Genomic DNA, 26,960 nt, shown 5'->3' on the forward strand with positions numbered 1-26,960 from the left:
CAGACCCTAATATAATTGTTGATGATACCATGAAATCCAGAACAATTGTTAAAGAAGATGGCATCACTAAAAATTATTGGCACTTTATTTTAACTTATAAATCAAAGTGCAAAAACTGTGGACATTACTTGAATAAGAATGGCTTTAAAAAGGTTCAACACTTGGCACCCGCAGGTCTTTGGGGCTTAAATTTTATTGTCATCAAGAAGAAATCAAAAATAGCTTTACTTATTCCTTCAGTAATGGTCCTTTAGAAGGAATTAATAACAAAATCAAAGTCATAAATAGAACCGCTGATGGTCATCGTAGTTTCAAGAATTTCAGACTTAGAATTCTCATCTCATTTTCAAACAACTATTTCTCAAAAAATTATAAACAAAAAGCGACAGAATCGATTAAGGATTCCATCGCCTAGTGTCAGACTCATTTATTAAATGATCTACTCATCAGTACCATTTGACAAAGAGCCAAAAATGACAGCCTTGTTTATTATTTAGTTTTTTTATCCATCTCATAAGTCAGATACAAATTAGTAGGACTTACTTCCGGATAATTTCCGTACAATTCATGATTTCGATACGTAGGATTATCTTGATCAGCATGACTATATTGATATCCATCAATTTCTGGAATTTGTTTTGTATAATCCCATTTAGTCCCAACTTTACCGGTTAACTTCTTTGGTTGTGCAATTTCATTTCCATTTTCATCATGGAAATAAACTTTAACAACTCCCGCTGGCGCATAAGTTAAATAAACATTAGTTGGGCCTACCGCTGGATAATTTCCATACAGTTCATGATTTTGATACGTTGGGTTGTCTTGATCAGCGTGGTCATATTGATATCCGTTAATTTCTGGAATCCACTTTGTATAGTTCCAAGGAGTCCCCACATCATAATTCCAAGCAAAATGATCATGACCATCATTGGTTTGCAATTGCTTCCCATTTTCATCATGGAAGTAGAAGTTAACCGTCCCAGTTTTATGATAAGTCAGATAAACATCAGTGGGACCTACAGCTGGATAATTTCCAGATAGTTCATGATTTTGATACGTTGGATTATATTGATCGGCATGATCATAACGATAACCATTAATTTCTGGAATCCAGTTATGATAATCCCATGGAGTTGACACATCGCCCTGCCAAACAAATTCACTCTTACCATCGTTAGTCTTAATTTCATTCCCATCTTGATCATGGAAGTGGAACCGAACTATTCCAGGTACATTTCTAGCATAAGTTAAGTAAACGTTAGTGGGACCTACAGCTGGATAATTTCCATACAGTTCATGATTTTGATACGTTGGGTTGTATTGATCAGCATGATCATAGCGATAGCCATTAATTTCTGGAATCCAGTTTTTGTAGTCCCATGGAGTGCCAATGTCATAATTCCAAGCAAAATGATCATGACCATCATTAGTTTGCAACGGATTTCCATTCTCATCATGGAAATAGAAGTTAACCGTTCCAGTCTTACGATAAGTCAGATAAACATCAGTGGGACCTACAGCTGGATAATTTCCATACAATTCATGGTTTTGGTAAGTTGGATTGTATTGATCAGCATGATCATAACGATAACCGTTAATTTCTGGAATCCATCTCCGGTAATCCCACGGTGTAGCTATATTTCCTTGCCAAACAAATTCATTCTGACCGTCGTTAGTTTTAATTTCATTCCCATCTTGATCATGGAAGTGGAACCGAACTATTCCAGGTATATTTCTAGCATAAGTTAAGTAAACGTTAGTGGGACCAACTGCTGGATAGTTTCCGTACAATTCATGGTTTTGATACGTTGGATTATATTGATCAGCATGTGAGTACCAGTAACCACTAATTGCAGGAATCCAATTCTTGTAATTCCACGGCGTACTAACATCATAAATCCAAGTAAAGTGATCATGACCATCATTAGTTTGCAATGGATTTCCATTTTCATCATGGAAGTAAAAATTAACTTCTCCTTGCTTATGGTACGTTAAGTAAACATCTGTTGGTCCTTCTGCTGGGTAATTACCATATAATTCGTTATTTTGATACGTTGGATTCTCTTGAGAAGTATGGTCATAACGATAACCATCAATTTCTGGAACCCATTTTGTATAATCCCATGGTTGTCCTACTTCACCATTCCAAGTAAAGGAATCATGACCATCGTTAGTCCGGAGCTCATTCCCATTTTCATCTTGGAAATGAAACCGAACTACACCAGGCTGATTTTTAACGTACGTTAAGTACACATTAATCACACCATACAGTGGATATTTACCTGACAAGGTATGGGTAACCTTTCCACCTTCATATTGATCAGCATGATCATAGCGATAACCGTTAATCTGTGGAACCCACTTGGTATAATCCCAGTCAGTCCCAGCAAGGTATTGCCATGTAAAGTGGTCGTGACCATCATTGGTTTCAATTGGATTTCCATTTTCATCATGGAAATAAAAGTTTACAGTCCCTACTTTCGGTAATTCATCTTCTTTTCCAACCAAATTAAAGTAGTGCATTTGATTGTTAGAATACATATAAGCATCACGTAGCTCTACCCCATTAGGTAAGAAGAAATAAGTTTCACCATTAATTTCACGCTCACCAGTCACCATATTGCCGTTTTCATCGAAGTAATACCAGTTAGAAGCGTACGGAACAAAAGAGCTTTTAGCCTGATACCCACTTGTAGAATAATACTGGGTATTGTCCCCATTCTTAACGAATCCAGTTTCAGCACTACCTTCTAATAATTCTTTTGGTAGAAACACTTGACTATCATTTACAGTAAAGTAGCGATTCGAACCCCAGTCTTTTAAAACATACCAAGCACCACGGCCCTGAATGTTAGTCCCATTAAAATATTTAGCAGACCATTCCTTAATCTTTTCATCAGGATTCATTGGTTGACCATTAGATACTTGTTTAGCTTCAAAGATCCAAGGATACATCTCTTTTAATTTATCTAAGAATGCACCACCGTATATCTTTTGATATTCTCCTCCACCAACTGTGTGAGAATCATAAAGAGTGCTTCCATCTAAATCAGAGTTCTTCACTGGATTCCCAGATTTATCCACTCGTTTAGCCGCTACCACTTCTTCACCTGGTAAATTATAGAGTTGGTCTGGAACCCAATCATCAATTGCCTGCATCCCATGAGCATGCAATGCCTTCAAACAATCTAATAACTGTTGGGCAGTTCCATACTTGGTCGGTGCCCCAAAACCAACATCATAGCGATCAGTAAACGAGTATCCATTTTTAACTACGGAATCAACAAAACTACTATCCGTACTTGGTCGATATTGTGGTGCTAGCTCAAAACTAGTAATTCCAATACTTTGGAAGAAATCAGCATTTTGCGCAATTTTAACGTTGGCATACTGATCAGTAGTGGTGGGCATATCTAAGAAATTAGAGAAACCTTCAAAAATCATTTGTGAATCTAATGCCGCATTAGAATGATAAACATTTCCATCCGTAGAATCAGCAGTGCTACTTTCAGTTCTTGCATCTTGATTATTTGGCGCACCAACTGGAACCCATACTGATAATGCTCCAGATACTTGAACATCACTAACCCCATAAACGTAATTACCATCTAAAATTAATTGGCCTTGATCATTGGTCCAAAGGGTTGGTGCTCCAGCGTCACTATCATAACTTTTTAAACCATTATTGGTTGACAGTAAAACCGCACGATACTGCTGGTTTCGGTGTGCAGCCCCCATATTAATTACAATCTTATCTGTATCACTCAGCTTAAGATTCTTATTGTTACTGAGAACCACTGCCATTCCTTCAGTTCTAGTATTTTGGTCTCCCAAATCATTGGCAGTCATTGCCCCTTTTCCGTAACGAACTGAGGTTAGAACTCCCCGATAATCATTAGGTCCCATTGACTGATTACCATTAACATATTGAACATTCATGTTCTGGCCACCAGCTACATATTTAATTCTGGAACGTAACAGATTAACTAAAGCATCATAATATGGACTATGCTGTCCCATATATTGTCCATTGTCCATGAATAAGTCTCCGTAATAAATTCGCGGAACAGAGTCCTTATTCGTTAGTAACATGGCATAAGCAGCAGGAACATTATATAGAGCATACTTTTTATTAACACTATTTAAATCATCATTATAAATCTCAAAGGCTTTTTTAATTTCATCTGGAGTAGGATTCAATCCATCTGCATCTGGATTAATTTGATCAGTAATGATTTTTCCAATTACTTCTTGTACTAAAGAATCATGAGCACGAATAAAGTTATAGTTAGGGTGAGCCTTGTTCTCACTAGAGTTTTCACCCTCACGGTTATTTAAACTAGTCGTCATTAATGGTTCAAGTTTACTTCTATTCTCCGAAGGAGTTGTTAACCCATAAATAATCCCAAGGTGCCCTAAAAAGTCCATCGTTAACTGCGTATTGCCATGCTTAGCAACGTAGTCTGGATCAGCAAAACTCCAGTCTTCCAAAATTGATAAATGCTGATTGGCATTTTTATCATTTTTATTAATTCCATACGCAGCTTTAAAGTAATCGCCAGCAATTTTTAATAAATCAGCATCTACGTTATCAACTGCATCAACTCGATATCCATCAAAGTGAGCATCAGGATCATTCGCAATGATGGTTCCTAAATTCATCATATAGTACAGCCAATTCAATTGTTCTGCTTGAACTGCTGGATTAGAGTTATCAATATCATTGGCTAACAGTAATTCATAACCATCCGTAACCTTTTTCTGTTGTCCTTCCTGGTTAACAGGATTGCGATTGATTAATCGGTAATCAGAGTTAGCATTAGGAGTCAATTTATTATTGACGTAAGACAGTGCTCCTCCCTGAAGATGATCATCACTTCTAAACTCACTCTTAATATTCCAAGCAGGTTGAGAATTGACAAAATGTGTAATATCCTCACGTAACCAATCAACATTTCCTGAAGCTGTAATTCTTTTTTCAATGTTCTTTTGCACAGTTAGTGCCATAATATTTAATAATTTTTGATCAGCTTTAGCAAAATCAAATTTAACATTTGGTAATAACCCAGCAGCTTGCATATTTTGTAAATATGCCACTTGCGTGTCTTTATCAGGCCACCAAGCCATTAACAATGGTCGACGATCAGAATCAGTAGAAGGAACCCATTGTTCCCCATTTTCATAAATATCTTTAGGTCGATACCATGAATTAGCAGTTAAAAATCCATCGACATTATCAAAATTCTTGGCATCCTTAGAATAAGCAACATTATGTTCATTTCCAATTGTTGTTAATCCAGTTTTAAATTGATCAGTTGGGGTGGTTAATTCACCAGTCGTATCATTAAACCACAAAGTTTGCCCGCCAATAACGACTGTAAAGTTCTTCCGTAATTGACCATAATCATCATAAAAATATGTCTTACCATCAATTTGGTGAATATGAGGATCATCATACTTAACCTCATTCTGATTTGTCGCATTTAAATTAGTAAATAAAGCTGGAGTAGAATTTTGTTTCTCTTGATTGTCATTATTTTCGGTTGATGGATTGGGTTGATTAGTAATTTCTGCCGGTTTACTAGTAATTTTTTGAGATCCGTCATCACTAACGACCTTTTCGGAATCTTTATTATGGTCAGTAGCTTGGTTTTTATCTAGATTGTTCTGATGATTAGAATCAGCTTGTTGCGTTTGATTAGAATCATTAGTTGAATTATTTATACCACTATCATCAGATTGGGATTTATTTTGACTATCATTCTTTTCAAAAACATCAGAATGATTATCATTACTTGATTTGTCAGAATTGTCAGTTTGATTAGAATCTGATTTTTGTCCCGTAGAAATCGGTTGGTATTTAATTTCCGTACTATTAGAAGTTGTGTTGACCGTTTGAGTAATTTGAGATTGCTGTTGGTTATCATCACTCTTTTGTGATGATTGAACAGAATCATTATCATTAATTTCTTTAACAGCTAACTGCTGATTAGATTTAGATTGATTATTATCAGTAGAATTATTTGGAGACTGAACAGCCGTGCTGGTTTGATTTACAGAATTAATCTGATCATCGGCATGAGTAGTCATACTAGGTAATATTCCCACCAATCCCAACGCCACAGTTGCAACTGTTAAACAAGCATATACCCACTGCTTTCCCTTTTTGTACATTTTATAATGTTCTTTAATTTCCTGGCCTGGTCTCAATTACATAGCTCCTTTATTTATAAAATCATTTTAAAAATTTAATGATTTCTTATTAATTAAAGTCTTGTTTATTATATCTTAAAAAATTACATCTGTTACAAATGTAACATAATTGTAAAGTTTAATTGTTAAATGGTTACTTACAATTGTAAAGCTATTATTATTTAATTTATAAATAATTAGATAAAAAAAGACCTAATTCCAACTTAAATTGGAATCAGGTCTTTTAACTAAAAATGTAATCCTACTTTTAATAAGCTGCATTCGGTTTTACCATAATTTTTACTGTATTAAAAATTAATTTAAGGTCATAAAGCAATGAGCTTTTTTGAATATATTCTAAATCTAAATCAACCATCGTATTAAAGTCACCACTATTCCGGGTGGTGGTTTGCCAAAGCCCTGTACAGCCAGGGACAACTAAAAGTCGTTGCATATCGTAATCCGTATATTCAGCAACTTCACTAGGAATAGGCGGACGCGGTCCAACTAGGGACATGCTTCCCCCAATTACGTTTAATAACTGCGGTAATTCATCCAAACTATATTTACGAATAAACTTCCCCACGCGAGTAATCCGGGGATCATCTTTCATTTTAAACATTGCACCCTGAACTTCATTTTGGGCTTTTAGTTCGGCTAGTTTTTGATCAGCATTAGGAATCATTGACCGAAATTTAAACATTTGAAAATGCTTGCCGTTTTTACCAACTCGTTCTTGAACGTACAAAACTTTTCCATGGGAACCATCGAATTTAACTAAAAATGCAACTACTAGTAATAACGGGCTCAAAGCTAGCAATCCTAAGCAACTTAGTAATACATCGAAGATTCGTTTAAATGTAAAATAAATCGGTCGATCCTGTACCTTTTTCGGATCAAGCTGAATTTTTGTTTGCATTCCACCTTCTACCAAACTAAATCACCTTTTCTTTAAATTCGTCCATTCTCTTTTTAGCATAAAAGCACACTAATTATACCATAAAGAAACTAATCCCTTTTTTTATCTGAGTAATCTTTAGATTAATTCAATCAAGTTTAATTCTTTTTGATTACCTTTTGTAGTACATTTTGCACTAGTTGCGGTCGTAATATTAACAACATCAATAGATAGCTAATCATTCCGACCACAATTTCTAAAGCAAGCATCCCCCAGGTATCTTTCAACTCAATATCCATGGTAAACACTAATAAAAACATTATAATTCCAGCAATTAAATACTTGAAATAACCATTGAATAACCGTTTCAAGTCGATTTGATCCCTAATAATATAAATTTGATAGATTGTAACACATAACTCCGAAAGAACCGTTGCAAGCGCCGTTCCGGCTGCTCCCCACAGTAAAATTAGTGGGATATTGGCAACAATATTCACAATTGCTCCTAAAATAACAGAATAGTTATAAGCTTTATTTTGTCCCGTCGGAACCAAATATTGCACTCCAATTGCATTACTCCAAGCAATTAATACAATTACAATTGCTTCTAGCATCATCAAAGGAATCACTGGCATAAATTTAGAAGAAAAGAACAATGGAACAAACGAAGGTGCAACTGCCGCAATTCCACAAGTTAAAGGGATTGAAAGTGCCGTAACAAATTCAAACGTAGTGTATAAATAACCACGAACTCTTTCCATTTCTCCCCGTTGAAATGCATTAGCAACGTGGGGAAGCATCACCATTCCGGTCGCGGTTACAACCGCTAGTGACATTTTAATAATTTTATCCGACTGACCAAAGAAACCAGCTTGGGTTACATTGGTCATTAATCCCAACATGTACTTATTCACATATAAATAAATTTGGGTGGCAATTTCGGGAATAAAAAGAACTAAAGATGGATGTAAATGCTTCCACAAATGAAAATGTTTCCAATCGGGTAACCCAATGTACCGCTTCAAACTAGGAAAGAGCGTCAAATTACCAATTAATAATGAGAGCGATAAAATCAAAATATAAGTAGCTAAATCACTATATGATTTAACTAACGTAAAAATACTAATTAAAGTAATGATTTTAACTAATAGATTTCTCAGTACGGTTACCGCAAAGTTCTCGACACCTTGAAAAAACCAAGAGATGTCAAAAGCAGCAGCTAATAATGAGAATGATTGGGCGAGATAATAAATTTGAAACCGATGTACTAACGAAAGGAAAATAAAGAAAGCCACATACGCAATTCCAATGGTAATCATCCGCATGAAAAATATTTCATAAAAAGTATTAGTTAACTTTTCTCGATTATTACGAACGTATGCAACTTGGCGGTTCCCATACAATGCCACGCCAATACTACCAAAAATAATAAAAAATTGAATTACCGCGTTAGTATAATCATTAATTCCAACCCCTTTTGGCCCTAAAACTCGAGCCAAATAAGGTGAAGTAATCAAAGGAACTAATAAAATAAAAATCTGGTAAAAAGCATTGTATAGGTAATTTTTAATTACCTTCATTATTAATTACTCACCAAACTCAGTTTTAACTAAACGCAAAGCAGACATGATCGTTTGATCCATGTTGTAGTAACGATATTGTCCTAATCGACCACCAAAGACAACGTTATCAGCTTCTTTAGCTGCTAAATCAGTATATTGCTTGTAAAGGGACCGATTCTGCTTGTTATCAATTGGATAGTATGGTTCATCACCACGATGCCAATCCTTGGGATATTCGTGGGTAATCACAGTTTTGCCCTTGTTCCCCTTACCAAATTCAAAGTGTTTGTGTTCAATTACCCGGGTAAATGGTGTTTCGGCATCAGTGTAGTTAACTACCGCATTTCCTTGGTAGTTATCAACATCTTTAACCTCAGTTTCAAACCGTAAGCTCCGGTATTCCAATTCACCAAGGGCATAGTCAAAGAATTGGTCAATCATCCCGGTGAAAATAATCCGCTTGCCAGAGTTTAAATACTCATCTTTGTGCGCAAAGAAATCGGTGTTCAACTTCACGTCAATTAAGTCACTGGACAACATTTTTTCAACAATTTGCGTGTAGCCGCCCTTAGGAATTCCTTGGTATGGATCGCTAAAGTAGTTGTTATCATAAATAAACCGAACCGGAATTCGACGAATAATAAAGGAAGGTAAATCAACTGCTTTTCTTCCCCATTGTTTTTCGGTGTAACCTTTAACTAATTTTTCATAAATATCGGTTCCAACTAAGGAGAGCGCTTGTTCTTCTAGGTTAGTGGGCTTTTCTGGAACGTTCGCATTCTGCTTTTGTTCTTCAATTTTAGCCTGGGCTTCTGCCGGTGTCCGAACCCCCCAGAGCTTACTAAAGGTATTCATATTAAACGGTAAGTTATAAATTTCCCCGTTGTAATTAGCAATTGGACTATTAACGTAATTATTAAATTCGGCAAACTGGTGTACATATTCCCAGATGTCCTTCATTTTCGTGTGGAAAATGTGTGCTCCATACTGGTGAACCTGGATCCCTTCCACTTCTTTGGTATAAATATTTCCCGCGATGTGGTCACGTTTTTCAATTACTTCTACGTGATTACCACGTTTTGCTGCTTCGTAGGCAAACGTTGATCCAAATAAACCTGAACCAACTACTAAATAATCAGTCATTTTCGTTCCTCCAATTTGGTAGTTCTTTACAAACCATAAAAATCAAAATGAAAATTAATAAAGGGGTTTCATTGACAATCGTTAGGGTTAATAAAACCATGACCAATAATAACACAAACGCATCAACATAATGTTTTCGCATAAAGGCCATGATTAACGGAATCAGGTAAAAAGCAAGAAAGATAACTCCACCATATGATAAGATCTGTAGAATCCCTAATGAAAAGCCATGATTCCCCCCCTTCATTAACCGGTAACTAGCCATCAACCGTTTAATGGCACGAAGGTTCCCTAGTCCATTCCCAAAAATTGGACTCTGTAAGAACGAGTTCCAGCCAGCCTTAATGTCATCCGACCTAATGCTAACGGATCCTTGAAATGTATTGACTTTATTAATCCAAATCAAGGATAGACCCACTAGTAAAAGTCCTCCTAGTCCAATCCAAATGTAATATTTTTTTCTTCTCGGTAATCTAGTATATAAATCCCAATGCTTCATTACCAAGTTCCCTACCAAAGCCAAGAAGCAAATCAGCAATCCAGTGGTAGAAACCGTAGTAATAATTGTGGCAAACAACACAATTCCCCGAAAATAATAAGTAGGTGAATGCTTCAAATAAAACAAATTAAAAATAAAGGCAACGGATAACACAAACGAAAACATTGGTGCTTCTGCATAAAGGCCTGTATTTCTGACTAGTTGGAGGCCAAAGAAGCTGGCTGGCTCCTGGGCTAAAAAGTGAAGTCCCCAGAAACCCGGAACGTAGTGTTTTCCACCCCAATTAATGAAAATTTGTGAATTAAATGGATATTGGATTTCTGCCAGAATCCAGAAAAATAATGAAATAATTGCAAGTACCACAGCAATATTTACAATTGCAGAGAGCAACTTTGTTCCGCGTTTTAGCAAGAAAACCAGCATACAAAAGCAGAAAAATAAAACTGGAATCACTAAGTAAAATAGGAAAACATGAAAGAAATGGAATTTATAGTTTAAAAAGCTAATTAACAAAAATAGTGATATTAAAACTACATAGGTGCCGACTACCTTAAATATAAGGCCATAATTAACGTGGATCTGATACTTTTTTAACACTAGAAAATACACTAAAATCCCCAAGCTAGTGAATAAGGGAACCACTAACCTGAGTTCCTTAGGAAAAAATCCAGGAGCTACAAAATAAACCACGTTCGTGGATAATAACAAAAAAAGTGAAAACAAATAGTCAGCCACTGATAATAATTTAAGATCTTTGTTTTCCATAAATCTCCCATCTTTGCTTAATTATGCTTTTTAAATTGGGGAAATTGGATGGTAGGCTTAAAAAAGAGCCCTTTCCAGTAACCCTTGGTTAACACTCTTACTTTTTTTAGTTTATATTGCGACTTCCCAAACGTAATTTTAAACAACAGGTAAAAATACTTCAGCCCGTTTTTCACGCGATCGCGTTTTCCAAACTCACGGGCAATGTAGGCTTGATTTCTAAAGTTATAGTAATAACGGCCAATTTTATCCGGGTTTTGTTCCGCAATAATATCAACTCCGGTATTGGCTTTAGTGGCGTGTTCCACTAAGCTACTACCCACAAAGTAGCCATCAAATCGTTGGGTGATCCGCCGTGAATACTCCACGTCGTCTCCCCAAATGAAAAATTCAGCAACTGGTAACCCACACTGCCGAACTGCTGCATCGCTAATCAACATCGAAACAAACGAAGAAGACGTAATTCCAACTAGTCCTTGTTCAGCGTATTGATTCCACTGCTCATTAACTTGAGGAATGTTCATGATGGCTGGCACGGAATCTTTTCCCCACCGAACGTTACTTGCCAATACTCCCACTTGCTCTGGCTGATTGACCTTTTGCAACGCCGCAATTAATTCTTGCAGTGAGTCTTGCTTCGGATATGTATCGTCATCCATTACCCAATAATAATCGAATTGATTTGCTTCACATGCAATTTTAAGGCCCGCACTAAAACCACCGGCGCCTCCAACGTTCTGGTCTAAGTTAACTACCTCAATTAAATCATTATCTAACGTTGCTAAATAATCAGTTGTCCCGTCAGTACTAGCATTATTAATGACATAAATCTTAGCAGGCAAATACTGCTGTGCTAGCAGATAATTAAGTGATTCTTTCAAGTACTGTAAACGATTAAACGTTACCAAGACGACTGCAACGTTTGGATTATAATTAAAATCAGTCATAAACTACTCCATATATTGATCGATTGCATTCATAAAAACTTCAAAATAGTTTGCGCTATAGAATTGGTTAATCGAATTCTTAATTTTCTGTGGATCGTTAAAATCAACCTGGCGGTCAATGAATTTTTGTAAAACATGCGCCAGTTGTTGTGAGTCCCCACTTTGATACAAATAACCATTGTCACTATTCACGATATCATCCGGGCCGGTATCACAATTAGAAGAAATCACAGGGATTCCATTCGCAATCGCTTCATTTAGAACCATCGGTAATCCTTCAAACGTCGAAGTTAACACTAAAGCATCACATTTTTTCACTTCATGCCACAAATCATCTGCAAAACCATGAAAATGAATTCGATCGGATATCCCCAGCTTTTGCACATATTCCTGTGCCTCTGCGACATCTCCCATACCATAAACATCTAGTTGCCATTTTCCATGTGTTTGACTTAACCCGTCAAATAATTCATGAAGATTCTTTTGGCCATTCATCATGATCCGCCCAACATATAGAAAATGAGTCGGTTCATCGGGCGCCGAACGCGGAACCACGTGGTCCGTTTTTACAATTGGATTATAGATTACATTGATTTTAGACTGAGGAATGCCCCGCTGCTCCAATTGATGGGCAATTCCCGTGCTAATTACCAAATAACCATCCGCTGCCTTCAAAAACATTTCGGGAACTTGGTGGGAATCTAACGAGAAATGGTACCACGCCATCACTTGATAGTGATAACCGAAGATTCTTTTCAATACCGTCAAACAAAACCACATAATGTAACTATTAGAAATAACCACGTCCGGACGTTCTTTTCTGATCTGATGATTCAGGATAAAGAATAAAGAAATTAAATACTCAATTTTTCTAATTTTTTTGTTGCGACTTAACTGTAAAACCGTTTTATTTTTAATTTTACTCAACCAACCAGTATCAATCGTTCCCCCAATGCTACTTAGGCTTAATTGATACCGATCGTTTGGCAACGTCTTGTTGTATTCATCGAAAAGATTTTCGATAACCGTCTCTGTGCCCCCGTATCCAGTCATAAAGGGAACAAAAATCATAATTTTTTTCATTTTTGCACCCCCTCTACTAAAAGTGCGAATTCACTTGATTTTTGTCATCGTTATTTTGGAACTTTCGTTTCAAAAAGCCCCAAGCCTTTTTGATTAACTGTCGATCTCCAATTTGAACCCAATTACATTCCACAAATTTGACTTGGTTCTTGGTGACCCAAACATCCATCAACAATTCGGACAGATAGCCATACACACGCGCCTCTTGGACGGAATAATTAGAGATGTCCGTTTGTTCCTGCACTTTAAATAAAACGGGGAAAATGAACTCACAATAGTCATCAAAGGCAGTTTTCTTCATGATGAACATGTTAAACATGTGGGCCGACCGACGATTAAGCACTTGATCAAACGAGGACAAATAGTCAGGATAGTCCTGCTTAATTACATTTCTCAAATTAATTAAGGGTTGCTCATGATGGGAATGAACGTAATGAGAGTAAATCGTTTCAATCACGTAGTGCCGTTTCTTAGGTAAAACTACTGGTGCTTTTTCTAATAACTCAGCCACCTCTGCCGAAGTTAAAACATGCTCCAAATCACGCTTATGCGTCTTACTAAAAAGCCGTCGGTAGTGAACTAAACCCACAGCATCAACATCTGGCAGGTTCTTAAAAGCCCAGTAAACGGCCGTTAATTCGTTATAGTTCGGATTTAACCGAGAAATGTTCGTTCCCGTATTGTCTAGTTGATACCCCTTTTGCCCCTTAAAGTTTCGATCTGCTCCGACCAAAATGGGCAGATAAACCGGATCTTTAGGCATTGGTGCATCTTTATGAGTGGCGACCAAAACTTTGGCTTTAATTGAAATCAACTCCTTTAACTCGGTTTAAATTAATAAGTACTGCCCGCTGTTCCATCATAGCCATAATTAGAACTGGTCATTCCAGTTCCAGTGGTTGTCGTGGCTGGACTTCCAGCGGTGAGACCAGTGGTTGGTTTCGGAGTTGGTTTAAGTTTTGGCTTCGACTTATCTTTTTTAACTTCTCCGTTCACTTTTCCCTCATTTAATAAATCCAATTGCTTTTGAGCATCTTTGGAGCCATTAAACTGGGCATGATTTTTATATTTCCAGGTAAATGGGTGCACCATAATTTTAACCTGATCACCTGTATTCAACGCTAATAACTCTTTGTTAGTAAGGTGAGTCCCTCCATATGAAACAATCAAAGGATCGTGAGGAGAAACCGGGCGATTATTCACTTTAGCAATAATGGGATTATCTTCATGCCGATCATTGGTAACGATTGCCACTTTCCCATTTTCTCCATCAATTGAAGCTACGTGTCCCGTCGTCGCTAACTTAATTTGTTTACTTGGAATTAACTCGCTTGGTGGGTCAACCTTTGCCAAGCCCTTTTTACCCCCGACAAAAAGAACTAACAACAGTAACGGAATGATTGCCAGCCAAATTTCTTTCCGAATGTTATTTTTCCGCCCGTGCTGACCCTGTTTTAAAGTTCCAGAAAAAATCGGACCATTTGTCCGATAGTCATACCAAAAGACAGCTGCTACCAGTACAAAAAATAAGACTGCAAAAGCGAGCAGAAAGCCTTTGCTACTAAATAAATTGCTCAAGTGATACAGCATATACTTAAATTTTGAATATTCCATTAATCTGCGAACCCTCCTTTTAATTTAAAGCGATATCTCCAGTGGTGGCCTGCGGCAGATCTAAACTACTTCTGATTTGGTTGGTCGTCTTTTGTAGTTCAGATTGTGGCGTAACTTCCATATCTTGCCCTTGAATTTCTTCTCCAGACTGCCCGCTTAAGTACGTGTTTTCAATGTTGTTACGAGCCGACAGGTATCCCGTTGCAATCGCTGAGAGATCGGAGAATTGCAAGTCAGTTTGTGTGTTTTTCGCAATCGAGTTGATGAAGTTTTGGTTTAATAATGAAGTTACGGAACCGCTCTTTGTAACCACTCCTTCCAATAATTGTCGTTGCCGTTGTTCCCGGCCAAAATCTCCCCGGGGGTCATCGTAACGCATCCGAGAGTAAGCTAAGGCTTTCTTTCCGTCCATCTTCGTTGGTTGTCCCTTAGTGAAGTGGTACCCTTCGTAGTCAAAAGTCAGTTCTGGTGAAATCGTTACCCCACCAACCTGATCCACAATTTGGACTAATCCGCGCATGTTAATCAAGGCATAGTAATCAATCGGTACGTTCAGCATCTTTTGCACCGTTTGAATGGCAGTTTTAGCACTTCCATATGCATAAGCAGCGTTAATCTTAGCTGGAGATTGATCTGAGTAACCTGGGATGTTAACGGCCGTATCCCGAGGAATGCTGGTGATTAAAGTTTTGTGCGTAGTGGGGTTAATGGTTACGATCATCATGGTATCGGTTCGTCCTTTGTAAGTCCGCCCCAATTCCCCTGTATCGGTTCCCATCAGTAGGATGGAAATCGGCTTTTTGTTTTTCAACAGAGAACTCGTGTCCCGCTCTTTTTGTAAACCGGCACTGTTATAAGCATTATTAACCGCGTTTTTAACGGCAAAGTACTTATAGGAACCAAAAGCCACTACCCCAAATAGTAAAACTAGAATAATCGTCAAAATAATGTTTCGGGTTCGATGTGATTTTTTCGGTTGCTGATCACGATCTAATCGACTTTCTTCCATAACGGATAATCTCCTTTATCTTTTATAAGTCCAAAATACAATAGTTACAGTTTACCAAACTAAAGTAGATTTTAAAACATTAAGTTGGCCGTGTCCCCCGCGACGCGTGAATTTCTGTAAGAATTAAGTTAATTTTTTGACTTTTTTTGACTTTTGTGAGCTAATCGCTGTCCTTTTTGGTTAAGAAAGGTTAAACTATAAGTATAGAGATATAGAAATATCTCTACCGGGAATTCATCCAATGCCTTCCCAATAACTTAGGAAAGAAGGATTTTTCTATGCCACGTAATTTTGGAAATGATCCATTCGGTAACAGTGGAATGGATGATTTATTTAACAGTTTCTTTAACAACATGGGGGATAACCCGAACGCTCGTTACGTCGTTAACGGCCACGAATTAACCCCAGAACAAGTCGCTGAAATGCGGCGGACGGGACGTATCCCTGGTCAAACCGGGCAACACAACGTCACCCCTAACCAAACAAATCAAGCAAATCAAAAACAAGAAAGTTATCTCGATAAAATCGGTCGGAATTTAACTGATGAAGCTAAGCAAGGTCTCTTAGACCCTGTTATCGGCCGTGACAAGGAAATTCAAGAAACCGCTGAAATTTTAAGTCGGCGGATTAAGAATAACCCAATTTTAGTTGGAGACGCCGGAGTTGGTAAGACCGCTATCGTTGAAGGTCTGGCTCAAAAGATTGTCAACGGTGACGTTCCTGCTACCATCAAAGACAAACAAATTATTTCGATTGACCTTTCTTCTCTGGAAGCCGGAACCCAATACCGGGGTGCCTACGAAGAAAACATTCAAAAATTAGTTAAAGAAGTTGAACAACGTAAAAACGTGATCCTCTTCTTCGACGAAATTCACCAAATCGTCGGTGCCGGTGCATCTGGCGATGAAAACGGTGGTAAAGGTTTATCTGACATCTTGAAACCTGCTTTATCTCGGGGTGACATCTCCATCATTGGAGCTACGACCCAAGATGAATACCGAAACACCATTATGAAGGACGCTGCTTTAGCTCGTCGTTTCAACGATGTTACGGTTAACGCTCCTAGCAAGGAAACCACGTTTGCAATCCTGCAAGGAATTCGCAAGTCTTACGAAGACCACCACCAAGTTAAATTACCAGATGACGCTTTAAAGGCTGCCATTGACTACTCAGAACAATACATTCCACAGCGTTCTTTGCCTGATAAGGCAATCGACTTAGTTGATATGACCGCTGCTCACCTAGCTGCTAAACACCCAGTTACTGACAAAGTTAGCCTGGAAAAAGAATTAAAGGCTGCTAAGCAACAAAAGGAAGAAGACGCTAAGGCCGAAAACTTCGAAGCTGCTGCTAAGGACAAAGCTAAGATTGAAGAACTGGAAAAGAAGTTAAACAACCAGTCTGACAACTCAGAAACTCCAGTAGCAACTCCAGCTGACATTGCTGAATCTGTAGAACGGTTAACCGGAATTCCGGTTTCTCAAATGAGTTCTGACGATATGGAACGGCTCAAGGGAATGGGCGACCGGCTCAAATCCCACATCATCGGTCAAGATGAAGCTGTGGATGCCGTTGTTAACGCCATTCGCCGGAACCGGGCCGGTTTTGACGAAGGCAACCGTCCAATTGGTTCGTTCCTCTTCGTTGGACCAACTGGGGTTGGAAAAACTGAATTAGTTAAGCAATTAGCTAAGGATATGTTTAACAACCAAGATTCCATTATCCGACTCGATATGTCTGAATACCAAGACGAAACTGCCGTTTCCAAGATGATTGGTGCTACCGCGGGATACGTTGGTTACAACGATAACGGTAATACCTTAACGGAACGGGTTCGTCGGAACCCATACTCCATCGTGTTGCTGGACGAAATCGAAAAGGCTAACCCACAGGTCATCACCCTCTTACTGCAAGTGATGGATGATGGTCGGTTAACTGACGGTCAAGGAAACGTCGTCGACTTCAAGAACACGGTCATCATCGCTACTTCGAACGCCGGCTTTGGTAACAACTCCTTAGGTAAAGACGAAGACAAGAACCAGAACATTATGGATCGGTTAGCTCCGTTCTTCCGTCCTGAATTCTTGAACCGGTTCAACGCCATCGTTGAATTCTCTCACTTAACTAAGGATGATTTGAGTCAAATCGTCGACTTGATGATTCAAGACTTAAACACCACTTTAGCTCGTAAGGGCATGAAGTTGTCCATTTCTCAAGATGTGAAAGACTGGTTGATGGAACAAGGTTACGATGAAGCAATGGGTGCTCGTCCGCTTCGTCGGGTTATTGAACAACAACTGCGTGATAAGATCGCCATGTACTACCTTGACCACCAAGACGTTAAAGACATCAAGGCCGTTCTTGATAAAGAACACGATACCCTGAAAATTGAAGAAGATCATGTTGCTGAAAAGGCAGAAAAATAAGCTTCTGTAAGCACAAAAATAGCTCGTCATTACGACGGGCTATTTTTTTACTTAATTTTCCCTTAAATTAAAGTTCCCTATTGTAACGTAATTCACTAGGATATATTATTAAAGTTGTGTCCAAAAAATTTTGCAAAAGAGGTTTCATCGTCATGCCAACTGAACGACCAAAAAATCGCTTTATTACCGGCTTCACCGGTCTACGAGCGTTAGCAGTGATCTGCGTTATTCTATATCATTTTAATCCTGCATTATTTAGCGGGGGTTATTTAGGGGTTCCCGTCTTCTTAACCTTGTCTGGTTACCTAGTTACGGATCACCTGTTCAACGAATACCAGATCACCGGAACATTCAGCTACGGCCATTTTTGGTACAAACGCCTAAAACGATTGTACCCAACTTTGATTGTGATGCTCTTTGCAACCGCTGCCTACATCACCTTTTTCCAACGAAATATTTTAGCGAACCTCTGGCAGAGCATTGTAACTAACCTTGCCTACGTCTATAACTGGTTTGAAATTTTAAACGGGCAGTCCTACTTTCAAAAATTTGCGGGGTCTGAATCCCCGTTTACCCACCTCTGGACCCTCTCAATCGAAGGACAATTTTATTTAATTTGGCCCCTCATCGTGCTGATGCTACTGCATCTTTTCCGTAAATCCAAACGGGTCATTTTTTGGACGGCTCTGATTCTCTCAGTTGGTTCAGCCTTATTGATGGCCTTCCTCTTTCACCCCGGAGTAGATCCTAGTCGGGTTTACTATGGAACTGACACCCGGATGTTTTCCATCTTATTAGGGGCTTGCCTAGCAGTTCTCTGGCCTAGTCAACGAATGCTTAACAATCCTAATTCCCAACAACGGCTCTTCTTTGAAATCATCGGGGCCATTGGAATGGGAGGAATGCTAATTACGGTCTTCACGGTTGGGGCCCAAGCTCCCTTTCTTTACCGCGGGGGCATGTTCCTCTTTTCCATCTTTACCGTCTTAGCAATGTGGGCCATCGTTGCCAACGCTAGTGTTTGGAACCGCGTGTTAACTAACCCCGTGTTTGACTGGATTGGCTCGCGGAGCTACGAAATTTACGTTTACCAGCTGCCTGTTTTTGTTTTTTTCAGCGACAAGGTTACTAACATTGCGGAGCACCAGTGGCTCTATGCGCTTGTGGAGGTGGCCATTATCCTTGCGATTTCAGAGCTTTCCTATCGCTACGTTGAAGTCCCTTTCAGCCACTATGACTACTCCCAGGCGATCCGTCGGTTGTTAAGCTTTGTTAATCAAATCACCCTGCGACGTGCCGTTTTAACCACTATCATGGTCCTTGGAATGGTGGGATTCATCCAGTCCACCATCGTGGATCCAAAGGTTGCTAACCACTCTCCGTTAGCCAACCACATTAAGAAAAACGCGCAACAAGAAAAACAGTATAATCAAAAACTGGCCAAACAAATTAAAAGTGGGAAAAAGGTCAAACGCAATTCCGCTGATGAAGAGAAGATTGAAAAGGACGGCCTAACCAAACAACAGCTCAAGCAAGCCCAACAGCTTTCCGGTAGTGCCGTCGGTGATTCTGTGATGTTAGCGGGCCGAGACGATCTCCAAAACATCTTCCCGCAGCTTTACATTGATGCTCAGGTCTCCCGCCAAGCTGATGCAGCGGTTGCTTCGTTAAAAACCATGCAAAGTAAAGGCGTCCTGGGAAAAAACATTATCATCGGTTTAGGAACTAATGGTAACATTGACCAAGACACCATTGACGAAGTACTGAAAATTGCTGGACCAAGCCGGCATGTCTTTTGGATTAATAACCACATTCCGTCCCAACCATGGCAAAATAAGAATAATGAACTGTTAACTGCCACCCAGAAAAAGAACAAGAACTTCTACGTTATTGACTGGAATGACTACGTTGCTAACCATCCTGAATGGCTGTATGGAGACCAAGCCCACCCGAATCCAACTGGTGCTCCTAAGTACGCCACGTTCATTGCCAAGAACGTCTTAGATCACGCTACCAAGTAATTAGCATCCGGAGGAGTACCCATGAAATTACCCCAGCTCAATCGAATGAATGTGATTAAATTGGTAGCCGCCGTGATTGGCTTAGGGTTGCTCCTGCTCATTTTTCGGGATTATCAACCCCAAATTAAGATGATGTTTGATCCAGCTCAACGGCCGCAAGCCATCCAAGCAATTCGCCAACACGGGGTTTTTGATGCCTTCTTGATCATGCTCCTCTTGTTTTTGGGAACCGTGATTCCAGGAATTCCGGTGATGCCGATTGCTATTCTCGCCGGGATTTGTTTTGGCGCCCTACCCGGAACCATTATTAATGCCTGTGCGATTGGTCTGGGGAATTTAACCGCCATTTATCTCATCAATTGGTTCAAGCGTGACATTCAAAAGCAATATCGCCATAACCGGTTTGCCGATCATCTCCGGCAAAGTAAAAATCCTCTGATGGCCCTGGTCGTTGGTTACTCCATCCCAGCCATCCCTTCCTACCTAGTAAGTTTACAAGCCGCAAACGACGAGAAACGCTTTGGTAGAAAGCTGGTCTTCATTGCCGCTTGTTTAGGGACCATTCCGCTCGCGCTAATCTATGCCCTCGGGGGAAATTCCCTCTTGAACGGAAAATGGCTTGAATTATTGCTGGTTGTTGTCATTTTAATCATCTTCTTTGTAGGAGCCGATCACCTGTTGAAATATTTAGCGGGTTAAAAAACCGGTGTAAACGCTAAAAACGTTTACACCGGTTTTTTTAGTTTATTTTACGCATAATTGACTCTAACCATTTAGCAGCTACTTCCATATTTGCTTGTGTATCTGGTGCATTAGTCATTTTTAAAATAAATTCTTCACCAGTGTTATTAACGATATCATCATCAACAACATCATATCCATTTTTATATAGAAAGAATAGTGCTGCTTGGATTGCTGTTCTTTTATTTCCATCTACAAAAACATTCTTTTTCGTGATTTTCTGAAGAATAAAAGCTGCTTTTAACCAAATGGTAGGATATAAATCTTGACCATATAATGCTTGTTGTGGAGAGTTAACAATTACATCTAAAGCTGACGAAGATTGAACACCGTAATTTTTACCGCCAACCATAGTAACTATTCGTTCATTGATGCATTTCAACTCATCTGCATTTAAATATTTAATAAAATTACTCATTAATATCCTAACGATCTTTAAGTTTTTCCATTAAGGGTTTAAATCTATCCATAAAATCAGCTAATCCAGGATCAATCTGATCTTTTTCACTTTTTTTTACAGGAATATAAGTAATAGATTGATCTGAATTTTGCACTACTCTAAATTCTTCGCCAGTATTAACTTCAATCCCATTCGGAACAGTTAAAATCTTTGAGTTTCCAACCTTTCTAACTTTTAGGACATCATTATAAGTCATTATTAATCCCCCTATTAAGACTATATTCCGTAGTATATACCACGAGTATATACAAAAATCACGCTAACTAAAAGAATTTTTCCAAATATATTGCTAAAAAGAAGTCAGATTAACTCACACCATCCATACTTATGAAACCACAAAAACCCCCGTTAGTCAGAAAAATCTAACCAACGGAGGTTTTACATCCAAAGAAAGATAACTATGGGACTAAATTAGCAACCAATTACGCCATCCATGCCGGTGTTTTCAACACCCTTGGTGGCATCGTTAGTAGTCATTTGGCCATCTAAGAGTTCACTATCACTCTTTAATTGTAACCAGTTGTGATTAAAGTCAATCTTCATTCCCTTGTCAAAGAAAGACATGTCATTTTTACTCGTGTAGAAAGGAGCATCCTGATTATTATCCATTTTAACGTCATATGGGGATTCTAACTTAGAAATACCCACCACTTGGAAAGTGTCACCAACGGTACAAGAACCGCCACCTTTTGAGTATTGGTTGGAGCCGTCGTCAGTAGCCAACAAGTAGTATTTAGCGTCCGGTAACCGTTTCTTGATGTAATCCATTGCTGAGTCAGTAATCGTTAAGTTCATAATAATTTCCTCCTTTATTTAGCTTACTAATTCATTCTAACAGCTTCATCTTCCCAGCCCCAATATTTAGCTCACAAAATTTAATTTTTAACAACTTAATTTCCAAGGAGAACACCAGCTACCATTACAAAAGAGGTATGGTAAAATTAAGATACCTTAAACAGAAAAGGAGTAGCTATTATGGTTATGTACAAAGATCTTGAAAATAAAACAGCGGTAATTACTGGGGGCGACTCTGGAATCGGTGCTGCCATTGCAGTACGGCTCGGCCAAGAACATATGAACGTAGTGATCAACTACCACAAAAACGAAACAGCTGCGAACGAAACAGCTGCCAAAGTGGAAGCGGCCGGTGGAAAAGCCACCATCATTCAAAAAGACATCAGTGACGAAGCGGCCGCTGATGCCTTAGTTAAAAAGGCTGTTGATACCTTTGGTGGAATGGATGTGTTCTTTAACAACGCTGGCCTTGAAAAGAAGTGTCCAACGGATCAAATCGAACTAAATGATTGGAACGCCGTCATGGAAGTTAACCTTACGGGAACTTTCTTAGGTACCAAGGCTGCCTTAGACTATTGGATTGCTAACAAGAAAAAGGGTGCCATTATCAACACCTCTTCTGTGCACCAACAAATCCCATGGCCAAACTTTGCTAGCTATGCCGCCAGCAAGGGAGGAGTTAAACTCTTTACCGAAACGACGGCGATGGAATACGCTAACCAAAACATCCGGATTAACCAAATCTGTCCTGGTGCCATTAATACTCCAATTAATGCCAAGAAATTTGCTGATCCAGAACAATACAAAGAAACGGTTTCCATGGTTCCAATGAACCGCATCGGAACTCCAGAAGAAGTTGCTGCCGGAGCAGCCTTCTTAGCATCTGATCAAGCTAGTTACATCACTGGGGTTTCTCTTTACATCGATGGCGGAATGACCCTCTATCCTTCCTTTATGGATGGAAAGGGTTAAAATTAATCCCGTCCTTTATAAATTAAAAACAGGCGAGAATTAATTCTCACCTGTTTTTAATTTAATTAGATTACTGATCTAATTTTTTAGCTAATTCAATGATGTAATCTTTCAAGTCAGTGCTAAGGTCTGCTCGTTTCAACCCAAATTGAATGTTCGTTTTCAACCAGCTCAATTTGTTTCCGGTATCGAACCGTTCCCCCTTAAACTCGTGCGCATAAACTTTTTGGGTCTTGTTTAAAGTGTCGATGGCATCCGTCAACTGGACTTCATTCCCCTTCCCTGGTTTCGTTGTTTTTAAAACATCCAAAATTTCTGGGGTAAAGAGATAGCGCCCAATGATAGCTAGGTCACTTGGTGCGTCAGCTGGATTTGGTTTTTCCACGAATTGACGCACATCATAGGTTTCATCATCAACCTTTTCGACTGGGTCAATCACTCCATACTTAGCTGTATCTTCGTGAGGAACCCGCATCACGGCAAGCGTTGACGATCCCGTTTTTTCGTAACTGTTAATTAATTGCTTCGTTAACGGCACTTCGTCAGTCATCAAGTCGTCCCCGAGCATCACTACAAATGGTTCATCACCAATAAAACTCTTGGCAGTTAGGACAGCGTCACCAAGTCCTTTCGGATATGGTTGCCGTACAAAATAAAGCTTCAAGTTATCAGAGGCTTGTACCGACTTTAACATTTCAAGCTTGCCCTTGCTTTCCAAGTTTTCTTCAAGCATGTAGTTAGGCGAAAAGTGGTCTTCGATTTCGTTCTTTCCGTTTCCCGTCACAATTACAATGTCAGTAATTCCCGAAGCTTTTGCTTCTTCGACAATGTATTGAATGGTTGGAGTATCGATTACCGGCAACATTTCCTTTGGAACTGCTTTTGTTTCTGGCAGGAAACGCGTTCCCAGTCCAGCTGCGGGAATGACCGCTTTGGTAACTTTTTTCATTTGTTTTAATCCACCTTTTGTTCTGTATAATCTAATCGCCAAAATTCAAGCAATTAGTTGTTTTTCAGTAAGAATTTACCTTAAGCATACCAATTATAGCAACCTTTGTAAATCTTTTTTGGAATGCTAAACAACCCCAATCACCTATTGAGTGGCGTTAAACCAGCGTTCCGCAAACTCTTGGGTCCGTTGTTGGTACTCATCTGGATTAACGGAGCGAGCCTGCGCGTGTCCGGCTCCCTTTACAATCCAAATTTCCTTATGCTCCCCCTTATCATTACGATAGTTCTGGTAGGCAAACCTAGTAGGCACAAACTGGTCTTCATCCCCATGAATGATGAATAGCGGGATTTGATTATTCTTCAAAGTTTGCTTGGTATTGGCTTTCTGAAAGTCATATTTCGCTAAAACTTTGGAGTAGATGCTAGCCAGCGGCAGAATCGGAAAAGACGGCATTTTAAACATTGTCTTTAGTTCATACGCTAATTCAGCATCAATACTGGAATATCCACAGTCCGCAATCGCAAATTTAACGTTTTTGGGCGCCAAAGGCAGGGTGTACATCACGGCTGAAGCTCCCATGCTGACCCCAAACATTCCAATCTCTGCGCGCGGATTATATTCATTAATTTGTTTCATCCAATTGGCAAGATCCGTTCGGTCTAACCACCCGTACCCTACGTAGCGACCCTGACTGTCCCCAAAGGATCGATTATCTGGAGCCAGAACGTTGTAGCCATCATTATGAAACATCTTAATATATGAGCTCATCTTACGAGCTGAACTGCCGTAGCCGTGAACCACAACGACCGTTTTATTGGTCGGCTGCTGGGCAGCAAAATAATGAGCTTTCAGCGTTAAGCCATCCTTCGTTTTTTGTGTCCACGTCTGCGACGGCGTTTGATCATAAAATTCGGTATTCACGTTTTTCGCTTGTTGCGAAGCAAACCCGCCCCGTTGGAAGGCAAAATTAAAGAGATAGTACATCGCCAAACCACCAATTACTAACAGAACTGCTAAAAGAACGACAAGAACCCGTGGCCATACTCGTTTTTGTTTTACTTGATTCATTTTTAACCATACTTTCTTACTAACGGTGCCGATGGCCTCCGTTTAACTACCACTTTAGCGGATTAATTAAAGTCCATAACTCCGCATCATACTGTTCTTTATTTTACCACACCTCTAACTTGTGATTAGAAAATGATACAATAATGAAAGATTTAACAACCATAGAGGAGATGGACATTGTGGCGAAACCACACCGGTTATCGTTAGCAAACTTAAAATTCGTGGGGATTAGTGCTGTCATTGGGATCGCAACGGGAGGCGTAATCTCAATTTTTCGGGTTTTAATCGAACACGGCTTACAATTCTGTACCACTTTTTACCAGACGATTCCCAATCATTGGCAAAACCTTTGGCTTGCAGTACCAGCTGCACTCATTTTGGCCGTAATCGTAGGCTTACTGGTTCGTTCTGAACCAAACATTCGGGGTTCAGGAATCCCGCAGGTAGAAGCCCAACTCGGAGGGAACCTTGAGATGAACTGGGTTCACATCCTCTGGAAAAAGTTTGTAACCGGGGTGCTCACGAACTCCACCGGGGTCTTCATGGGACGAGAAGGGCCCTCCATTCAATTGGGAGGTGCCGTCGGTCAGGGAATTGCGGCTGGTTTAAAACAACAAGGTGGCACCCGGCGCCTTTCGATTGCTACGGGAGCAGCAGCCGGACTCTCAGCAACCTTTAGTGCCCCGTTAGCCGGGACCTTCTTTGTTCTAGAAGGTGTTTACCGCAATTTTCAACCCACTATCTGGCTCTCCTGTTTAACGGGAGCCCTCTGCTCGAACTTTGTTTCTGAAAACGTCTTTGGTCTGACCCCAGTGCTGCCCGTTACCTATCAGACGCTCTTTCAACCAGTAATGTACTGGCAATTGCTCCCCCTTGGGATTGCCCTTGGAATTTTGGGCCATATTTACAACCTCGGCTTACTTAATTTCCCAGCCTGGTACAGCAAAATCAAGGTAATCCCCAGCTGGTTTTATTGCGCAATTCCGCTCCTCTTAGTCATTCCCATCGGTGCTTATTTCCCAGCAACAACTGGGGGCGGAAGCAAGATCATCATGTTACTTGCGACACACCACTATGCATTACTGCTAATCTTAGCGTGGTTAGCCCTCCGGTTTAGCTTTGGGCTAGTTTCTTACGGAGCGGGATTACCCGGAGGATTCTTCATGCCGATTCTAACCGTTGGTGCTCTGATTGGGACCAGCTACGGTACCATCATGAACCAACTCGGTTTTCTCCCGGCTAACCTCATGAACAACCTCCTCATCTTTGGGATGGCTGGTTGTTTAACCGCCGTCTGTAAGGCCCCCTTTACGTCTATCATCCTGATTACCGAACTAGTGGGTAGTACTCGGAATTTTATGTCACTCACGATTGTGGTCTTAATTGCTTACCTTACTGCCGATATCTTAGAAACGCAGCCCATCTACCAGGTCCTTTCCGAACGCCTAACCAGCGTTAAGCGGTACTTGGATTCGTTGGAAGCCACGGATCAAATTCAGGTCCCGGTCTTTGGCTTTAGCGAGGTTGCCAACCAACCGGTTCGAGACGTAAAATGGCCGGAAAGTTCGATTTTAATTACCATCAAACGCGGTAATTTAACGATTCTGCCCCACGGCTCGACGGTAATTAAACCCGGTGATACCCTGATTTTTCTGGTTCATAAGGATACCGTGGGTTATCTGTATCAGGAACTACGACAGATGGCGACGAATCAAACGAGTGAGCTAAAATAAGTAATTCTAGCAATTTGTTAAATTTGTGTAAGTTAGCTCTTAAAATCCGCACCCAATTTCAGCAAAATGCTGTTTTTGTT

The 26,960-nt window shown here is 39.6% G+C and carries 21 protein-coding genes; 6 read left to right on the forward strand and 15 right to left on the reverse strand.

The window, feature by feature from the left end:
• Positions 1–178: 178 nt before the first annotated feature.
• The gene (locus M3M39_RS00655) at positions 179–415 is read left to right on the forward strand and encodes a transposase (RefSeq protein WP_274705487.1); all 237 of its coding nucleotides are present in this window, start codon (positions 179–181) and stop codon (positions 413–415) included.
• A 74-nt stretch (positions 416–489) separates the two neighbouring features.
• Here the strand turns inward: M3M39_RS00655 and M3M39_RS00660 are convergent, their stop codons facing one another.
• From M3M39_RS00660 to M3M39_RS00705, 10 genes are all read right to left on the reverse strand, one after another.
• Complete coding sequence (locus tag M3M39_RS00660; protein ID WP_252797321.1) at positions 490–6,210, reverse strand: glycoside hydrolase family 70 protein; 5,721 nt, start codon at positions 6,208–6,210, stop codon at positions 490–492.
• A 250-nt stretch (positions 6,211–6,460) separates the two neighbouring features.
• Entirely contained in the window at positions 6,461–7,111 is a 651-nt protein-coding gene (locus tag M3M39_RS00665; protein WP_252797322.1) for a sugar transferase, read from the reverse strand.
• A 137-nt stretch (positions 7,112–7,248) separates the two neighbouring features.
• Positions 7,249–8,670, reverse strand: a complete 1,422-nt coding sequence (locus M3M39_RS00670) for an oligosaccharide flippase family protein (RefSeq protein ID WP_252797323.1) — start codon at positions 8,668–8,670, stop codon at positions 7,249–7,251.
• A 6-nt stretch (positions 8,671–8,676) separates the two neighbouring features.
• A complete protein-coding gene (gene glf, locus M3M39_RS00675) occupies positions 8,677–9,795 on the reverse strand; it encodes a UDP-galactopyranose mutase (protein WP_252797324.1) in 1,119 nt (372 codons plus the stop codon).
• Entirely contained in the window at positions 9,788–10,717 is a 930-nt protein-coding gene (locus M3M39_RS00680; protein ID WP_252797325.1) for a hypothetical protein, read from the reverse strand. The genes glf and M3M39_RS00680 overlap by 8 nt, the downstream gene beginning before the upstream one ends.
• A gap of 359 nt (positions 10,718–11,076) precedes the next feature.
• On the reverse strand, positions 11,077–12,006 hold the full coding sequence (locus M3M39_RS00685; protein WP_252797326.1) for a glycosyltransferase family 2 protein: 930 nt from the start codon (positions 12,004–12,006) through the stop codon (positions 11,077–11,079).
• 3 nt (positions 12,007–12,009) lie between these two features.
• Positions 12,010–13,089, reverse strand: a complete 1,080-nt coding sequence (locus tag M3M39_RS00690) for a glycosyltransferase (protein ID WP_252797327.1) — start codon at positions 13,087–13,089, stop codon at positions 12,010–12,012.
• A gap of 16 nt (positions 13,090–13,105) precedes the next feature.
• A complete protein-coding gene (locus M3M39_RS00695) occupies positions 13,106–13,894 on the reverse strand; it encodes a DUF4422 domain-containing protein (protein WP_252797908.1) in 789 nt (262 codons plus the stop codon).
• 29 nt (positions 13,895–13,923) lie between these two features.
• Entirely contained in the window at positions 13,924–14,703 is a 780-nt protein-coding gene (locus M3M39_RS00700) for a hypothetical protein (protein WP_252797328.1), read from the reverse strand.
• A 19-nt stretch (positions 14,704–14,722) separates the two neighbouring features.
• A complete protein-coding gene (locus M3M39_RS00705) occupies positions 14,723–15,712 on the reverse strand; it encodes an LCP family protein (RefSeq protein ID WP_252797329.1) in 990 nt (329 codons plus the stop codon).
• A gap of 278 nt (positions 15,713–15,990) precedes the next feature.
• Here M3M39_RS00705 and M3M39_RS00710 point away from each other — a divergent pair, with 278 nt between their 5' ends.
• From M3M39_RS00710 to M3M39_RS00720, 3 genes are all read left to right on the forward strand, one after another.
• Positions 15,991–18,138, forward strand: coding sequence for an ATP-dependent Clp protease ATP-binding subunit (locus tag M3M39_RS00710; RefSeq protein WP_274705488.1), 2,148 nt, complete (start codon positions 15,991–15,993; stop codon positions 18,136–18,138).
• A gap of 152 nt (positions 18,139–18,290) precedes the next feature.
• Positions 18,291–20,159 (forward strand): acyltransferase family protein, encoded by a 1,869-nt coding sequence (locus M3M39_RS00715; protein ID WP_252797330.1) that lies wholly within the window; start codon positions 18,291–18,293, stop codon positions 20,157–20,159.
• A gap of 21 nt (positions 20,160–20,180) precedes the next feature.
• Positions 20,181–20,858 (forward strand): TVP38/TMEM64 family protein, encoded by a 678-nt coding sequence (locus M3M39_RS00720; protein ID WP_252797331.1) that lies wholly within the window; start codon positions 20,181–20,183, stop codon positions 20,856–20,858.
• A 40-nt stretch (positions 20,859–20,898) separates the two neighbouring features.
• Here the strand turns inward: M3M39_RS00720 and M3M39_RS00725 are convergent, their stop codons facing one another.
• The 3 genes from M3M39_RS00725 to M3M39_RS00735 form a co-directional block, all read right to left on the reverse strand.
• Positions 20,899–21,318 carry a type II toxin-antitoxin system death-on-curing family toxin gene (locus M3M39_RS00725; RefSeq protein WP_252797332.1) on the reverse strand — a complete coding sequence of 140 codons (420 nt, stop codon included), beginning with the start codon at positions 21,316–21,318 and terminating at the stop codon, positions 20,899–20,901.
• Positions 21,319–21,325: 7 nt separating this feature from the next.
• Positions 21,326–21,556: a hypothetical protein gene (locus tag M3M39_RS00730; protein ID WP_252797333.1), complete on the reverse strand. Its 231-nt coding sequence runs from the start codon at positions 21,554–21,556 to the stop codon at positions 21,326–21,328.
• Positions 21,557–21,771: 215 nt separating this feature from the next.
• Positions 21,772–22,155 (reverse strand): iron-sulfur cluster biosynthesis family protein, encoded by a 384-nt coding sequence (locus M3M39_RS00735; RefSeq protein WP_252797334.1) that lies wholly within the window; start codon positions 22,153–22,155, stop codon positions 21,772–21,774.
• 186 nt (positions 22,156–22,341) lie between these two features.
• On the opposite strand from M3M39_RS00735, the gene M3M39_RS00740 reads away from it, so the two are divergent.
• On the forward strand, positions 22,342–23,127 hold the full coding sequence (locus M3M39_RS00740; RefSeq protein ID WP_252797912.1) for a glucose 1-dehydrogenase: 786 nt from the start codon (positions 22,342–22,344) through the stop codon (positions 23,125–23,127).
• 70 nt (positions 23,128–23,197) lie between these two features.
• On the opposite strand, the gene galU is transcribed toward M3M39_RS00740, so the two are convergent.
• Positions 23,198–24,076, reverse strand: coding sequence for a UTP--glucose-1-phosphate uridylyltransferase GalU (galU, locus tag M3M39_RS00745; RefSeq protein WP_252797335.1), 879 nt, complete (start codon positions 24,074–24,076; stop codon positions 23,198–23,200).
• Between the two features lie 144 nt (positions 24,077–24,220).
• Entirely contained in the window at positions 24,221–25,147 is a 927-nt protein-coding gene (locus M3M39_RS00750) for an alpha/beta hydrolase (protein WP_252797336.1), read from the reverse strand.
• A 170-nt stretch (positions 25,148–25,317) separates the two neighbouring features.
• On the opposite strand from M3M39_RS00750, the gene M3M39_RS00755 reads away from it, so the two are divergent.
• Positions 25,318–26,880 (forward strand): ClC family H(+)/Cl(-) exchange transporter, encoded by a 1,563-nt coding sequence (locus tag M3M39_RS00755; RefSeq protein ID WP_420843004.1) that lies wholly within the window; start codon positions 25,318–25,320, stop codon positions 26,878–26,880.
• Positions 26,881–26,960: the final 80 nt, after the last annotated feature.

The sequence above is a fragment of the Fructilactobacillus hinvesii genome (genome assembly GCF_024029435.1).
Lineage (GTDB): Bacteria > Bacillota > Bacilli > Lactobacillales > Lactobacillaceae > Fructilactobacillus > Fructilactobacillus hinvesii.